Below are 16,398 nucleotides of genomic sequence, written 5' to 3' on the forward strand. Positions count from 1 at the left end.
GGAGAGTGATGCCGACATGGCGAAATTAACAAAGCGTGAGCGGCATCGACTGCTGACTCAATATATAGAAGATAATCCCTTCGTAACAGATCGTGAATTAACAAGGGTATTGAAAGTTAGCATTCAGACGATTCGACTTGATCGTATGGAATTAGGTATACCAGAATTACGTGAGCGCATGAAAGAAATGGCAGAACGTTCTTATGACTCTGTGCGATCCTTGCCTCTTGATGAAGTTATTGGTGATATTGTTGATTTGCAACTTGATCAAAGTGGCATATCCATTTTTGAAATTCGAGATGAACATGTATTTTCTCGTACAGGAATTGCTAGAGGACATCATTTATTCGCTCAAGCTAATTCATTAGCTGTAGCTGTTATAGATTGTCCAATCGCACTTACTGCAACAGCGGATATTCGTTTTGTTAGACCAGTAAAACTTGGGGAAAAATGTATAGCGAAAGCTTATGTTCGCTTAAATAATGAAGAACGAAGTAAGTCAAAAGTAGAACTTAACACCTATGTGAGTGATGAATTGGTGTTTCAAGGAACCTTCGTGATCTATCGTTCAGATGTGACAAGCACCTGAGGAGGAGAATAAGTATGAAAATCGCAATTGATGCTATGGGTGGCGATAACGCTCCTAAAGAAATAGTAGAAGGCGCTATTGCAGCGGCAAATGATAATCAAGATATTGAAATTGTTCTTGTAGGTAATAAGCAAGCAATTCAAGCTATAATCGGCGAACAAAAACCAAGCAATCTTTCAATTATTCATGCTGATGAAGTAATTGAATCTGATGATGAGCCTGTGAAGGCTGTCCGTCGTAAAAAGAATTCTTCCATGGTAGTGGCAGGGAAACTAGTAAAAGACGGTGACGCAGATGCGATGTTATCTGCTGGTAATACAGGTGCGTTAATGACGACAGGACTATTAATCGTAGGTAGAATTGCTGGTATCGAACGTCCGGCATTAGCACCGTTATTACCATCTCTTGATAAAGTAGGGATGCTTGCTCTAGATTTGGGTGCGAATATGGACGCTACTGCAGAACAACTAATGCAATATGCTGTTATGGGGAGTATTTATCGTGAGAAAGTAGAAGGTCTTAAAAACCCTCGAATAGGCTTGCTGAACGTAGGTTCAGAAGAAATGAAGGGGAATGAAGTAACAAAGGCTGCTTACTCATTACTTAAAGAAAGCAATCTTAATTTTATCGGTAGTGTGGAGTCGAAGACAATACTGAACCGTGAATGTGATGTGCTTGTATGTGACGGTTTCTCAGGAAATATTATGTTGAAATCGTATGAAGGTGCAGCATCTGTTATTTTTAATGAATTGAAAAAGGCATTTAAACTTAATTTCTTAACAAAATTAGCAGCAGCAGTTATGTTGCCGAAACTTAAAGGTTTGAAAAAGACGCTTGATCCGAATGAATTTGGCGGCGCACCATTACTAGGACTTAATGGATTAGTCTTGAAAATTCATGGTTCTTCAGATTCAAGAGCGGTTCAAGCAGCAGTGAAGCAAGCCAAAACAGCAGTAAGTAGTGGGCTTATTGCATCGATAAAAGAAGAAATCAATAAGGAGCGATCTTAGTTATGAATGCTATTCCAGTAGGTATCCTTGGTACAGGTAAGTATGTACCTGAACAAGTTTTAACAAATAAAGATCTTGAAAAAATGGTTGAAACTAACGATGAGTGGATCGTGACTCGTACCGGCATTAAAGAACGTCGTATTGCTGCAAGCGATGAAGCAACTTCTGACCTAGCTTTCAAAGCAGCAGAACAAGCAATTGCCAATGCAGGACTTACAGTAGATGATATCGATCTTATTATCGTAGCTACAGTTACTCCTGATATGTCATTTCCATCAACGGCTTGTCTTGTGCAAGCTAGACTTGGTGCGAAATGCCCAGCATTTGATCTATCGGCTGCTTGCTCAGGATTCATTTATAGCTTAGTAACAGGTAATGGATTAATTCAAAGTGGTCTATACAAACGTGTCCTTGTTATCGGAGCTGAAACACTATCACGTATTACTGACTACACAGATCGAAACACTTGTATTCTTTTCGGAGACGGTGCAGGTGCGGTTGTAATCGGAGAAGTTCCAGCAGGTCGTGGTTTCCAATCCTTTGAGATTGGTGCAGATGGCACTGGTGGCGAATTGTTGAAAGTAAGTGGTGGTGGTTCTCGTAAACCAGCATCAGCTGAGACTATTGCGAATAAAGAGCATTCAATCTATATGGCTGGAAATGAAGTGTTCAAATTTGCAGTTCGTATTATGGGTAATGCAGCAGAAGAAGCAATTGCGAAAGCTGGATTAACAAAAGCTGATATTGATCTATTAGTACCGCATCAAGCGAACATTCGTATTATTCAATCATCCCTTAATCGTTTGGAACTGTCTGAAGATAAAGCAATGATCAATCTAGATAAATACGGCAATATGTCTGCAGCATCAATTCCTGTTGCATTAGCAGAAGCAGTTGAGCAAGGTAAAGTAAAAGAAGGCGACAAACTTTGTTTGGTTGGGTTTGGTGGGGGGCTTACATGGGGCTCCACTGTAATCGTCTGGTAATAGATGATATTAAAATGAAAGACTGTGATCACGATGTATCGCTAACGTAGCGTAGTCGGCGGCGAAAATGACATTCATCGGTTGCTGTGGTGCTCGTGTACCAAAGACGTACACTCCGCTCCTCACTTCCCTAGCTTCATGTCATTTTCTTGATGCTGACAGCCTTCCATTTTAATTCCCATTGGAATGGTTATTAAAATGATGGAGTAGGGCTTCGAAGTGTTCTGTTTATAATCACGATGTAGATCAAACTCTAAAGTAGCTTAGTCGAGGACGTAAAATACAGAGCGAATGCTGTCGTGCTTACGTACATTTCATATTACGTTGTGCTACTCGCTGGATGTCTTAGCGATATCCTCGGAGTGAATAAGTAGTGAACACGTGGCTTGGAGCTAAGTGGATAAGTATGAAATAGACTGTATATGCTTTCGAAGCGACTTTTTGTTGCTAAGAGGCTGATTGAGAAGTTAACAAAAAGTTTTAGGAGGTTGTTACGTGGGTAAAATAGCTTTCGTATTTCCTGGGCAAGGTGCTCAAGTTGTTGGAATGGGAAAAGATATTTATGAGCATGATGCAGAAGCACGCTTAATTTTTGAGCAAGCTGATGCGGCTCTTGGTTTTTCATTGAGTAACTTAATTTTTGAAGGTCCGGATAGTGACTTGAAACAAACGGTAAATACGCAACCAGCGTTGCTAACAGTTAGTACAGCTTTCTTAAAATTAGTTGAGAAAGCAGGATTGAAAGCTGATTATGTTGCAGGTCATAGCCTTGGTGAATATAGCGCACTTGTTGCTGCTGGTGCAATTAGCTTTGAAGATGCAGTACGTACAGTTCGCGCACGCGGTCAATATATGGAACAAGCTGTACCAAGTGGTCAAGGAGCTATGGCGGCGGTGCTAGGCGCAGAGCGAGTGGCACTTCAACAGCTATGTGCAACTATTACTGCTGAAGGTCATGTCGTAGAGCTTGCTAATGTTAACTGCCCAGGACAAATTGTTGTTTCTGGATCTGTTGCGGGAGTCAATGAAGTCGTTGCTCGCGGTAAAGAAATTGGTGCAAAACGTGTTATTCCTCTTGAAGTTAGTGGACCATTCCATTCTTCATTAATGGGTAATGCAGCAACGATGCTCGCAACTGAACTTGCCAATGTACTTATGCAAGATGCAACAATTCCTGTCATTGCTAACGTAACTGCAGAACCTGTTGTTGATGCAACTGAGATTAAATCTCTACTTGAGCGTCAAGTATGCGCTCCTGTACTTTGGGAAGATAGCGTTATGAAACTGATTGACCTTGGTGTAGATACATTTGTTGAAATCGGTTCTGGCTCTGTACTAACTGGTTTAATCAAGAAGATTGATCGTAATGTTCAAGTTATTACGATTAACAAGTTAGAAGCATTAGAGTCATTAACGGTTTCTCAGTAAATGGTTATGCTTCCGATGTACTTTTCATTTGCAAGGAAGTATATCCAAGAAGCTGAAATGAAAAGTTAGGTTTATGCTTTCGACGTACTTTTCAATTTCTGAGAAGTATATCCAAGAAGCTGAAATGAAAAGTTTAAGGAGGTTTACTATGTTTGCTAGCTTAGAAGGTAAAAAAGCATTAGTTACTGGTGCATCTCGTGGTATTGGCCGCGCAATTGCTATTTCATTAGCGGAGGCAGGTGCCGATGTAGCGATTAACTACTCAGGTAGTGAAGAGGCTGCAGCCCAAACAGCAGAGGCAGTTCGTGCACTTGGGCGCGAAGCAATTTTAATTAAAGCGAATGTCGGTATTGTTGCTGAATTTGACGACATGGTTAAGCAAGTTGTTGAACAATTTGGTACAGTGGATATTCTTGTTAATAATGCAGGAATTACTCGTGACAACCTTATTATGCGCATGAAAGAAGAGGAATTCGATCAAGTTATCGAAACGAATCTGAAAGGCGTATTTAACGGTATTAAAGCAGTAACTCGTCCAATGATGAAACAACGTTTTGGTCGTATTATTAATATTTCATCTGTAGTTGGCGTGTTGGGCAATCCAGGTCAGGCCAACTATGTTGCTGCTAAAGCTGGCGTTATCGGCTTAACTAAGGCAAGTGCGAAAGAACTAGCTTCTCGTAACATTACAGTTAACTGTATCGCACCAGGATTTATCCAAACAGAAATGACAGATAAGTTGCCAGAAGAAATGAAGCAAGCATTGGAAGTTCAAATACCACTTGCTAAACTTGGTAACGTCGAAGATATTGCAAATGCAGTTCGCTTCTTGGCTTCTAACGAGGCTGCGTATATGACTGGGCAGACGATCCACGTAGACGGTGGCATGTACATGTAAGGCAGTTCAAACAGCGGACTTTGATAACGATGAGTATGCTTCGTAGCTTATTCGACATCGAATATGAAGCGAACTTGGGAAGTCCGGTACGCATGTACCAAACACGTACATTTACGTTTCCTCCTTCCGCAAGTAACGCTCCATCTTCTCGGTTCTGAAAGCCCGCTTATTGAACCTTCATTGTAAACCTCGAGCGAAAGAATGGTCGCTGGTGTACTGGTACCGTACACGACGCTGGGTTTTGCTTTGGAGCGCTGGGTTTCGTTTCATTGTTTCGAACTTTCATTTAAGAACTTTTGCGGAAAGATAGCATTTTACTATCGGTTTTCGTATAATACGATAAGGAGGTGAATCGGATGTCCGATGTACTAGAACGCGTAACCAACATTATTGTTGATCGCTTAGGTGTAGAACAAGATAAAGTAGTAGCTGAAGCTTCTTTCAAAGAAGATTTGAATGCTGACTCACTAGATGTAGTTGAACTTATTATGGAACTTGAAGACGAGTTCAACATTGAAATTTCTGATGAAGATGCTGAAAAAATTTCTACGGTTGGAGATGTATTAAGTTACATACAATCTCATACCTAGGTTTGGACGAGTCCCGTTACTATTAACGGGACTTAACTCCATCTTCTTCACACATGTGATCTTAACTGACAGAATGAGAACTGATGACAATCAATTCTTTTTGATATAGATAACGCAATTCAATCGTAGTAGGGGTGAACAATATGAAACGCAGAGTTGTAGTAACTGGAATGGGTATCTTAACTTCATTAGGTTCTGAATTAGATCAGTTCTGGGGCAACCTGATGGAAGGTAAGTCGGGCGTGTCGTTAGTTGAGCAATTTGATTGCTCGGAGTATCCAACGCGTATTGCTGCTGAGATCAAAGACTTTGATCTGGAAACCTATGGTATAGAAAAGAAAGAAGCTCGTCGTATGGATCGTTTCGTACAATTCGCTGTTGCGGCAAGCTTAAAAGCAATTGAAGATTCCGGCTTGAAAATCGGAGAAAACGTAGATGCTGAACGTATGGGTGTAATCGTAGGTTCTGGTATTGGTGGACTTGGAACTTTTGAAGATCAACATAAGATTCTTCTAGAGAAAGGACCAAAACGTGTTAATCCATTCTTTATTCCAATGATGATTGCAAACATGGCCTCTGGTCAAGTTTCAATGATTGCAGGAGCAAAGGGACCTAACTCTACATCAGTTTCAGCTTGTGCTTCCGGTACGCATTCCATTGGTGACTCGTTCCGACTAATTCAACAAGGCGATGCAGAAGTTATGATCGCTGGTGGAGCAGAAGCAACGATTCGTCCTACTGGTATGGCAGGATTCTGCTCCATGAGAGCAATGTCTACTCGTAATGATGAGCCTGAGAAAGCAAGTCGTCCGTTCGATGTTGATCGTGATGGATTTGTAATGGGAGAAGGTTCAGGTATTCTAATTCTTGAATCACTTGAACACGCTCAAGCACGTGGGGCGAAAATCTATGCTGAAGTTATCGGATATGGTATGAGCGGTGATGCTCATCATATGACTGAACCAGATCCATCTGGTGCTTCTCGTTGTATGATCAATGCAGTTAAAGATGCTGGTATCGATCTTTCTGAAGTAGATTATATTAATGCACATGGTACGTCTACTCCAGTTGGTGATGTTTCTGAATCAACAGCTGTGAAAATGACATTTGGCGATCACGCATATAAATTAGCAGTAAGCTCAACGAAGTCAATGACTGGTCATTTACTTGGTGCAGCTGGCGGTGTAGAAGCCGTAATTTTAGCCCTAACCTTGCAAAATGGAATCATTATTCCAACAATTAACCTTGACAATTTAGATCCAGAACTTGATCTGGATTATGTGCCAAATACGCCTCGTAAAGCGGATGTAAAAGTAGCATTGTCTAACTCATTCGGCTTTGGTGGACATAATGCATCCATCATGATGAGAAAATATGAAGCATGATTTATTTGATGAGCTGCAGCTTAAGCTGCAGCTCAATTTTACAAGGGTGAAACTTCTACGCCAAGCATTTACACATACCTCTTATGTGAATGAACACAAGCGAGGCTCAGTCCAGGATAATGAGCGACTTGAATTTTTAGGAGATGCAGTATTACAATTACTCGTATCTGAATATTTGTACAAAACGTACACGAAGCGACCTGAAGGTGAATTAACGCGTATGCGTGCTTCTGTAGTCTGTGAACCTTCACTAGCTCACTTTGCAGAACGTTTGGATTTTGGTAGATATGTACTGTTAGGCCGAGGTGAAGAACAACTTGGTGGTCGTAATCGTCAAGCGTTGTTAGCCGATTTATTCGAATCATTTGTTGGTGCATTGTATTTGGATGCAGGAATTGATGTAACCAAGCAATTTCTAGAACAATATATGTTCCCTTATATAGATTCCAATAACTATGGCTTACTTATGAAAGATGCAAAATCGAAACTACAAGAGCGTGCTCAACATATTGGTCTTGGTGCAATCGAATATCGCATTATCGAAGAACGTGGGCCAGCACATGACCGTGAATTTGTCATTGAAGTAGTACTAGATAGTATATGCTATGGAATAGGCGTTGGACGTTCTAAGAAGGAAGCTGAACAACGTGCTGCCGCTGAAGCATGGAGTAAGCTAGCCGAACAAGAAATGAGAAACGCGTGAGGCCGGTAACAACTTAGATCTCGTACATACAAAAAGCATTCCGGTGGACCCAAGTTGTCCAAAGGGATGCTTTTTGTATGTAGTTATAGACTTTGATAACGAAGAGTGGGCTACCGAAACTTATTCGGCGGCGAATATGAAGCGAACTTGGGAAGTATAGCTTGAGCTTCCGAGGTATGTTTCTTGAAGAAACATTGTAGGTACGCATGTACGAAAAACGTACATTTACGTTTCCTCCTCCCACAAGTAGCACTTCATCTTCTTGGCTTGCGAAAGCCTACATTTTTGAACATGCATTTCTAGTAATATCATATCGAGACCAGATAAAATGTGGTACAATGTTCGGGAGGTGAAAGCCAAACTATGTTCTTGAAAAGAATTGAATTAGCGGGATTTAAATCATTCGCTGATAAAACTGAATTGGAATTTGTGAACGGTATTACAGCCGTTGTAGGGCCTAATGGATCTGGTAAAAGTAATATATCAGACGGAATCCGTTGGGTTCTTGGTGAGCAGAGCGCAAAGAGTCTACGTGGTGGCAAGATGGAAGATATCATCTTTGCAGGTAGCGATGCTAGGCGGGCAGTGAACTATGGAGAAGTGAGCTTAACGCTGGACAACTCTGATGGTGCCTTGCCGCTGGAATATAACGAAGTAACGGTTACAAGACGTGTTCATCGTAGTGGTGATAGCGAGTATATGATCAACAAGCAAGCTTGTCGCTTAAAGGATATTACGGAGTTATTCATGGATACAGGAATCGGTAAGGAAGCTTATTCGATTATTGGACAAGGTCGTATTGAGGAAATATTAAGTACTCGCTCGGAAGATCGTCGAGGGATCTTTGAAGAAGCATCAGGTATTGTTAAGTATAAGTCTCGTAAAAAAGAAGCAAAACGTAAGTTGGACGATACAGAACAAAATTTGTTGCGTATTCATGACCTAGTAACAGAACTTGAGGATCAGGTTGAACCTTTGCGCAAGCAATCCGAAGTAGCTATTCATTTTAAGCAACTTAAGGAACAATTGAAATCGAAAGAAATTTCATTATATGTTCATCAGATTGAAACACTACATAGTGCATGGTCTGAGTCAACCAATAAGTTAGAAAAGTTACAAGAAGAACAACTTAAACTATCATCTGTCGTAAGCAAGCATGATGCTGTATTAGAAAGTGATCGCTTGCAATTACGTGAAATAGAAGCTCAACTCGATGAATTACATCAAGCAATGCTTCAAATCAGTGAAGATGTTGAAAAATGCGAAGGATATGGCGAAATCATTAAAGAACGTATTCGTCATAATGAGGCTACAAAGCTAACTGTAACTCAATCTATTGAGGTAACGGACGCTAAAATTATGTCTTTATCACAAGAAGAAGTATCCATTCGCAGTAAGGCAGCAGAGATAGAAGAGCAGTTGACTGAGCACCGTATTAAGCTAGCTGCTGAAGAAATTCGGATGCAAGGTGTTACGACTGGTAGTGCACAAGATGAAGAGGAACGTCTGAAAGGTGAATTATTAGACGTTTTCAGCTCTATGGCACAACTTCGTAATGAAGTACGATATACAGAGCAGCAACAAGAAGCACTGCTTCGTCGTATGGAACGTATACAAGAAGACGAAGTGAAATGGACTGGACAACAACGTGCATTGGAAGCAAAGGCATATGAACTGAATCAATCGTTAGAAGCGGTTGTAGCTGACATTAATAAGCTTCGCACGAAGATGCTTACTGAAGCTGATGAAGCTCGTAAGTTGAATGTTTCACTTGAACAAGAAAGTGCTAATTTACGAAAATTAGAACAGAAAATAGATAGTGACTTATCTCGTAGAGATACGATGAAAGAAATGCAAGATGCGATGGATGGTTTCATGCATGGTGTCAAAGAAATTTTGAAAGCATCTCGCAGTCAGCAATCAGGTATTCAAGGGGTTCATGGTGCTGTTGCAGAGCTGATCAATGTACCACAGCGTATTGAAACAGCGGTGGAAACGGCATTAGGTGGGGCACTACAACATATCGTTATGCAAGATGAGCGTAGTGCGCGAACGGCGATTTCGTATTTGAAGCAGCGTCAATTAGGTCGTGCGACGTTTTTACCTCTTGATGTTATTCGTGGTCGTCGCTTGAATGAATCTGATAAGCGTATGATTAGTGAATTAGAAGGTTTTGTTGGTATTGCAGCTGATCTAGTGAAAAGTGATGAGAAGTATGAAGAAATTGTCTATAACTTATTAGGTAATGTTCTTCTAGCAGAGAATTTGGAACAAGCTAACCGTATTGCTTCTCGTTGCCAGTATCGATATCGTGTCGTAACACTAGAAGGTGATGTCGTTAATGCTGGTGGTTCGATGACTGGTGGTAGTCAGCAGAAGAAAGGCGCAAGTCTACTTGGCAGACATCGTCAGATTGAACAGTTGGATGAAGTCATTGCACTAACCAAACAACAAATTGAGCAAATGCGTGCGAAAATCGTAGATAATCGCAAAGAAATATCGATTCGCAATCAAAATGCTGAACAGGCGCGTGAGAAGCTTGAGCAGAAGCGAGTCGAAGAACAACAGCTAAAGGGCGAACTTCAACAGCTACAGCAAGAGATGAAGTTTTTGAATGAACAACAAGCGTTATCTTCTTCAGATAAAAGTACTCAGACTACAGAGAGTGTGGCTGCTGAGCAATCCATTGAGATCGCAAAACAACAGTTGGAGCAATTATCTCTGAGAGAGAAAATATTACAAGAAGCAATAAAACTTGCTGAGCAGACACGTAAAGTGAACGAGAGTCAGAAAGAAGAGTTACAAGTTCAACTTACTGATCTAAAAATTGCTGTTGCTAAACTTGATCAAGAATACAGTAATTATGAGGATCAAGCGGGTCGTTTGAGAGATGAGATCGCACGGACTAAGCATGAATTGCGCCAACAGCAACAACAAGAGGCACAATTAAGTCAAAATGGATCTAATCTTGAAAAAGAAGCAATTGAGCAAGCAGAGCAACTTGTTAATCTGAAAGATGCTAAGTTACAATGTAGCGATAAGACAGACCATTATCGTATGCAACGATCTCAGAAATCAAGTGGCTTGGAACAAGGGGAAAGTGAGACGAAGGAACAACGTATAAGTCTTCGTAATATTGAAGAGCAAATGCGTCAAACAGAAATCGTACTTAACCGCCAAGATGTTGAATTAGATCATACGATTCGCAAACTTAGTGAAGAGTATAGTTATAGCTATGAGATGGCTAAAGAGCAATACCCTCCACCAGAAGAAATTGCTCCGATACAGCTTGATGTGAAAGATTTGAAACGTCAAATAAGCTCACTTGGTGATATTAATCTAGGAGCAATTGAAGAGTATGAGCGAGTGAAAGAGCGTTTTGACTTCCTATCTGAACAGAAGAACGATCTAATGGAAGCAAAAACTACTTTGTATGAAGTGATTAAAGAGATGGACGACGAAATGTCGAAGCGTTTCAAAACGACATTTGATGAAATACGCAAACACTTTATCGTTGTATTTAGTAAATTATTCGGCGGTGGTCGCGCGGATCTCATACTGGTGGACACTAGCAATATATTGGAGACCGGTATTGATATTGTTGCACAACCACCAGGGAAGAAGCTGCAAAATCTACAGTTACTTTCAGGCGGTGAGCGTGCTTTAACTGCTATTGCACTTTTATTTGCAATTTTACAAGTGAAGCCTGTTCCGTTCTGTGTGCTTGATGAAGTCGAAGCAGCACTTGATGAAGCTAACGTTGCTCGTTTTGCACAATATTTACGTGAATTCTCTGAGTTAACGCAATTCATCGTCGTAACGCATCGTAAAGGTACAATGGAAGAAGCTGATGTATTATATGGTGTGACGATGGAAGAGGGCGGCGTATCTAAGTTAGTATCTGTTCGACTTGAAGAAGGCCAAGAGCTAGAAGGTGTAACTGCTTAATTCGTGAAAATTTTAAACTAATGCTTCCGATGTACTTTTCATCAGCAAGGAAGTAACTATACCAGTCATGAAAAGTTTGAGAGGATGTTATCCAATTATGGGGTTTTTCAAAAAGTTGAAAGAAACGATTGCTTCGAAGACTGAAGCAGTAACTAATGTATTTAAGGAAGGGCTAGCTAAGACTAGAACAGCTCTTGTTGAAAAAGTTGAAGAACTAATTACGCGTCGCAAAAAAATCGATGAAGAGTTCTATGAAGAACTTGAAGAAATTCTAATTGGTGCTGACGTAGGTGTCACTACAGTTATGCAATTAATCGATGAGTTACGTGCGGAAGTGAAAAAACGTAAAATCGAAAGTGCTGCTGAGTTACAACCCGTACTATCTGAAAAACTTGTAGGGATGCTTAAAGGCGATGGAATTTCACATCTAAATGTTGCTCCAGCTGGAGAAATTACTGTGTATCTATTTGTAGGTGTTAATGGAGTAGGTAAAACAACTACGATCGGTAAACTAGCTCATAAGCTGAAAAGCGAAGGCAAAAACGTACTACTTGCAGCCGGTGATACTTTCCGTGCTGGTGCTATCGAACAGCTTGAAGTGTGGGGACAACGTGTAGGTGTAGATGTCATCAAGCAATCTTCTGGTTCTGACCCTGCTGCAGTCATCTATGATGCTGTTCAAGCTGCTAAGCAACGTCAAGTTGATGTGTTAATCTGTGATACAGCAGGTCGATTGCAGAATAAGACGAACCTCATGGAAGAATTGAATAAAATTTTCCGTGTTATTCAGCGTGAATTACCTACTGCACCTCATGAAGTTTTACTAGTGCTTGATGCTACGACTGGTCAAAATGCGCTTAGCCAAGCAAAACTGTTTGGTGAAAAAAGTGGCGTAACGGGACTTGTCCTAACGAAACTTGATGGTACAGCTAAAGGCGGTATTGTTATTGCGATTCGCAATGAATTGAATATCCCTGTGAAGCTTGTTGGTCTAGGTGAGAAAATGGGCGATCTTCAAGAATTTGATTCTGATCAGTTTGTTCATGCATTATTCGCTGGACTTATTCAGAAAGAAGCAGAGCAAGAAGAAGCAGAAAACTAATTGAATAACATAATAAATAGAATGAAAGCCACCTAGTAAAGATGTGTTAACTGGATTATTTCGGGTTACATGTTTGGATGGGTGGCTTTTATTCATACGAGAAATACTTAGCATATAAAAAGTTGATTATAAAGTTGCATATAGTAATGAACTAGAAGGTGATTGCATGGCAGATCAACAGTTAAGAGCGAAAGAGCTTTTTGAATCTCACTATGGGAATAAGCTTCAAATGTATCGTGAAGGTCAGCTTGATGAATATAAAGAATACAATATTACAATAGAGCAAGAAACGTTGTGGATGAAACAATTAATTCAGCACTATTCTGCACAATTATCGATTAGAAATTGGGATGCTGTGCATCATCTAGACATTGTCGCAAGTAATTATAAAGATAGTGAAATCGTTACAAATATATTGATGTTCTCAACAAGGCACCTGAAAAGTGCAGATAGTATCGTTAAACTTAAATTTGCAGAATATATGATTCATATTATTGGCTTAACAAAAGATGTACTAACGAAGGATCAGCTTATTGATGCGATTAAGAAAACACTTTTAATATTTGATGATATTATGAAAGGGCAATTAGTCGTTGATCCTGGACATGAATTGAGTCTACATCAATTAACCGATAAGAGGTCACTTAATAGTCGGGCCAAGCGGGGGATTGAACAGCTAGAAAACATCCCAGTTTAAAGGTAGTTCAAAAAGCGGACTTTGATAACGATGTGTTGCTACGTAGTATATTCGACATCGAATATGAAGCGAACTTGGGAGGTCCGGTCCGCGTGTACTAACCACGTACACTTGCGTTTCCTCCTTCCACAAGTAGCGCTCCATCTTCTCGGTTCTGAATGCCCGCAAACGATGACTAAGTTAACGTACCTTAATCGACAATGGAATATCTCATCGTTGTAGCTATTAACTCAAAAGAGGATTAGTGACAAGTAAAAATACTTGACACATGAAACTGATTAAGTTATGATAATATTCGTTGCCAAGTGTAAAGGTAATCTACTTTACAGTGAAAGCCGATTGGTACACGCTTCAATGGATGTAATGGAGGGAAATGGAATGCAACATATAGAGCCAGATGCCCTAGCCAAGACAACACGCATTAATTTGCTGTTAGATTTCTATGAAGAGTTATTAACAGATAAGCAACGTACTATTTTAACATATTACTACCACGATGATTTTTCATTAGGTGAAATCGCTACTGAATTTGGCATTAGTCGCCAAGCAGTGTATGATAATATAAAGCGGGCCCAGCAAGCGCTGGAATCGTATGAACGAAAATTGGGACTGTTAACCAGGCATGGGCAAACAGTGCACCTGACGGAGCAATTAGAAGATCAACTTGATCAATTACAACTTCCGATGGAGCAACGACAACATTTACAAACTGTCGTTGAACAGTTACGTTCAATAGAAATTATGACACAAATGGAGGCGATAAAGGATGGCAGCATTTGAGAGTTTGTCGAGTCGGCTGCAGAATGTTTTCAGCAAGCTGAAGGGCAAAGGAAAAGTTTCTGAAAATGATGTCGCTGAAGCGATGCGCGAAGTACGACTTGCTCTACTTGAGGCGGACGTTAACTTCAAAGTCGTGAAAGACTTTATAGCCAAGGTGAAAGAGCAAGCTATTGGATTAGATGTATCAAAAAGCTTTACGCCAGGCATGGTCATTATTGATATTGTTAATAAAGAACTGACTGAGCTTATGGGTGGAACTCAAGCAAAACTTGCTAAAGCTAACAAACCTCCAACTGTCATTATGATGGTCGGTTTACAGGGTGCAGGTAAAACAACTTCCTCTGGTAAGTTAGCAAGATTATTGCAAAAAGGTAACCATAAACCACTATTAGTTGCTTGTGATATATACCGTCCTGCGGCAATCAAACAACTTCAGGTTCTAGGTGAGCAAATCAATGCACCAGTATTTGCAATGGGTGATCAAGTATCTCCTGTTGACATTGCTCGCAACGGTTTGCAACATGCCAAAGATAACGGTAATGATTATGTTATTTTCGATACAGCTGGTCGATTACATATCGATGAAGCTTTAATGGGTGAGTTGAAAGAGATTCATTCCATTGTTAAGCCAGATGAGGTGCTCTTAGTCGTTGATGCAATGACTGGTCAGGACGCCGTTAACGTCGCTCAAAGCTTCCATGAACAATTGGAACTTACAGGTGTCGTTCTAACGAAACTAGATGGGGATACTCGTGGTGGTGCAGCGCTTTCTGTAAAAGCTGTAACCGGACAACCTATCAAGTTCGCGGCAATGGGTGAGAAGATCGATTCTTTGGAGCCATTCCATCCTGAACGTATGGCATCTCGTATCCTTGGTATGGGTGATATGCTTTCTCTAATTGAGAAGGCGCAAGCGGGAATCGATGCAGATAAAGCTGCTGAGATGGAACGCAAAATGCGTAATGCGGAATTTACCTTCGATGATTTCCTAGAGCAAATGGAGCAAGTCAAGAAATTAGGTCCACTGGATCAAATTATGGATATGTTGCCAGGCATGGGTAAGATGAAAGGTAATATGAAAGATATGAAGGTCGATGAGAAGCAAATGGGTCGTGTCGAAGCCATTGTCAAATCAATGACAAAGGAAGAGAAGCAAAAGCCAGAATTGCTAAATCATAGCCGACGTAAGCGTATTGCTACGGGTAGTGGTGCTACCATTGTTGAAGTTAATCGACTGATCAAACAGTTTGATGATATGCGTAAAATGATGAAACAATTTAGTTCAATGATGGGCCCGAACGGACCAAAAGGTCTTAAAGGCGGTAAAAAAGGTATGAAGGGTATGAAAGGGCTTCTAGGCAAAAATATGAAGTTTCCCTTTTAGACTTTGATCACGATGTATTGCTGACGTAGCGTATTCGGCATCGAATATGGCATTCATCGCTTGCTCCGTTGCTCGTGTACCAATTACGTACACTATGCTACTCACTTCACTAACTTCATGCCATCTTCTTGGTGCTGAAAGTCTAAAATCGCTTCGAAGTTTTTGTGGGTGAATCGGTCGCCGTATGCTCGTGTACGTTGTGCACTTTGCTACTCGCTTGGTGTATACATTGATATTTAATTTTTCGAAGGAGGTGAATTTCTAATGGCAGTTCGTATTCGTTTGAAACGTATGGGTGCTCACAAAGCTCCATTCTATCGCGTAGTAGTATCTGATTCTCGTTCTCCACGTGATGGTCGTTTTATTGAAGAAATCGGTACTTATAATCCAGTTGCGCAACCTGCAGTAGTAACAATCAACGAAGAAAAAGCGTTGAAATGGCTACAAACAGGTGCACAAGCATCTGATACAGTTCGTGACTTGCTTTCTAAAGCGGGTGTAATGAAAAAATTCCATGAGCTTAAACAACAGAAGTAATAGCTAATCGTTATTATTGTTGAGAAGCGGAGGGCTTTGTTGATGAAAGAGTTAATTCTTGTCATAGCGAAGGCTTTAGTGGATCATCCGGAAGATGTGCGCGTTCATGTTAAAGATGAACGCAGTACGATTTACGAGCTTTCGGTTCATCCATCTGATGTCGGTAAAATTATCGGTAAGCAAGGTCGTATTGCGAAAGCGATACGAACTGTGGTGAACTCGGCTGCAACTAAGTCTAACGAGCGTGTGATCGTTAACATTCAATCATAAGTGAATGCGCCGTCAGGAGGGTTAGGATGAAAATCCTGGCCCTCTTTTGGCATGGAAATGCGAAAAAGTTTGTTAAGTAAGGGATGATGAA

Annotated in this window: 15 protein-coding genes; all 15 read left to right on the plus strand. The window is 40.6% G+C overall.

Annotation, left to right across the window (positions count from 1 at the left end):
* Nucleotides 1-16: 16 nt before the first annotated feature.
* The 15 genes from fapR to NAG76_16215 all read left to right on the plus strand — a co-directional run bounded on the left by fapR (nt 17) and on the right by NAG76_16215 (nt 16,307).
* On the plus strand, nt 17-589 hold the full coding sequence (fapR, locus tag NAG76_16145; protein ID URN93352.1) for a transcription factor FapR: 573 nt from the start codon (nt 17-19) through the stop codon (nt 587-589).
* A 14-nt stretch (nt 590-603) separates the two neighbouring features.
* Nucleotides 604-1,599, plus strand: a complete 996-nt coding sequence (gene plsX / locus NAG76_16150) for a phosphate acyltransferase PlsX (GenBank protein URN93353.1) — start codon at nt 604-606, stop codon at nt 1,597-1,599.
* An 11-nt stretch (nt 1,600-1,610) separates the two neighbouring features.
* Nucleotides 1,611-2,585 carry a ketoacyl-ACP synthase III gene (locus NAG76_16155; protein URN96862.1) on the plus strand — a complete coding sequence of 325 codons (975 nt, stop codon included), beginning with the start codon at nt 1,611-1,613 and terminating at the stop codon, nt 2,583-2,585.
* Between the two features lie 495 nt (nt 2,586-3,080).
* Nucleotides 3,081-4,013: an ACP S-malonyltransferase gene (fabD, locus tag NAG76_16160; GenBank protein ID URN93354.1), complete on the plus strand. Its 933-nt coding sequence runs from the start codon at nt 3,081-3,083 to the stop codon at nt 4,011-4,013.
* A gap of 148 nt (nt 4,014-4,161) precedes the next feature.
* Nucleotides 4,162-4,911: a 3-oxoacyl-[acyl-carrier-protein] reductase gene (gene fabG / locus NAG76_16165; protein URN93355.1), complete on the plus strand. Its 750-nt coding sequence runs from the start codon at nt 4,162-4,164 to the stop codon at nt 4,909-4,911.
* A 356-nt stretch (nt 4,912-5,267) separates the two neighbouring features.
* Nucleotides 5,268-5,501: an acyl carrier protein gene (locus tag NAG76_16170; protein ID URN93356.1), complete on the plus strand. Its 234-nt coding sequence runs from the start codon at nt 5,268-5,270 to the stop codon at nt 5,499-5,501.
* A 143-nt stretch (nt 5,502-5,644) separates the two neighbouring features.
* Complete coding sequence (gene fabF, locus NAG76_16175; GenBank protein ID URN93357.1) at nt 5,645-6,886, plus strand: beta-ketoacyl-ACP synthase II; 1,242 nt, start codon at nt 5,645-5,647, stop codon at nt 6,884-6,886.
* Nucleotides 6,876-7,589: a ribonuclease III gene (gene rnc, locus NAG76_16180; GenBank protein ID URN93358.1), complete on the plus strand. Its 714-nt coding sequence runs from the start codon at nt 6,876-6,878 to the stop codon at nt 7,587-7,589. Before fabF ends, rnc begins: the two co-directional genes overlap by 11 nt.
* Before the next feature lie 363 nt (nt 7,590-7,952).
* Nucleotides 7,953-11,537 carry a chromosome segregation protein SMC gene (smc, locus tag NAG76_16185; protein URN93359.1) on the plus strand — a complete coding sequence of 1,195 codons (3,585 nt, stop codon included), beginning with the start codon at nt 7,953-7,955 and terminating at the stop codon, nt 11,535-11,537.
* A gap of 97 nt (nt 11,538-11,634) precedes the next feature.
* Nucleotides 11,635-12,639 carry a signal recognition particle-docking protein FtsY gene (gene ftsY / locus NAG76_16190; GenBank protein ID URN93360.1) on the plus strand — a complete coding sequence of 335 codons (1,005 nt, stop codon included), beginning with the start codon at nt 11,635-11,637 and terminating at the stop codon, nt 12,637-12,639.
* 166 nt (nt 12,640-12,805) lie between these two features.
* Nucleotides 12,806-13,336 (plus strand): hypothetical protein, encoded by a 531-nt coding sequence (locus tag NAG76_16195; GenBank protein ID URN93361.1) that lies wholly within the window; start codon nt 12,806-12,808, stop codon nt 13,334-13,336.
* Nucleotides 13,337-13,714: 378 nt separating this feature from the next.
* On the plus strand, nt 13,715-14,116 hold the full coding sequence (locus NAG76_16200) for a YlxM family DNA-binding protein (protein ID URN93362.1): 402 nt from the start codon (nt 13,715-13,717) through the stop codon (nt 14,114-14,116).
* Nucleotides 14,103-15,500, plus strand: coding sequence for a signal recognition particle protein (ffh, locus tag NAG76_16205; GenBank protein URN93363.1), 1,398 nt, complete (start codon nt 14,103-14,105; stop codon nt 15,498-15,500). The genes NAG76_16200 and ffh overlap by 14 nt, the downstream gene beginning before the upstream one ends.
* Nucleotides 15,501-15,764: 264 nt before the next feature.
* Entirely contained in the window at nt 15,765-16,037 is a 273-nt protein-coding gene (rpsP, locus tag NAG76_16210) for a 30S ribosomal protein S16 (protein URN93364.1), read from the plus strand.
* A gap of 42 nt (nt 16,038-16,079) precedes the next feature.
* A complete protein-coding gene (locus NAG76_16215) occupies nt 16,080-16,307 on the plus strand; it encodes a KH domain-containing protein (GenBank protein ID URN93365.1) in 228 nt (75 codons plus the stop codon).
* Nucleotides 16,308-16,398: the final 91 nt, after the last annotated feature.

The organism is Candidatus Pristimantibacillus lignocellulolyticus, assembly GCA_023639215.1.
Classification (GTDB): domain Bacteria; phylum Bacillota; class Bacilli; order Paenibacillales; family Paenibacillaceae; genus Pristimantibacillus; species Pristimantibacillus lignocellulolyticus.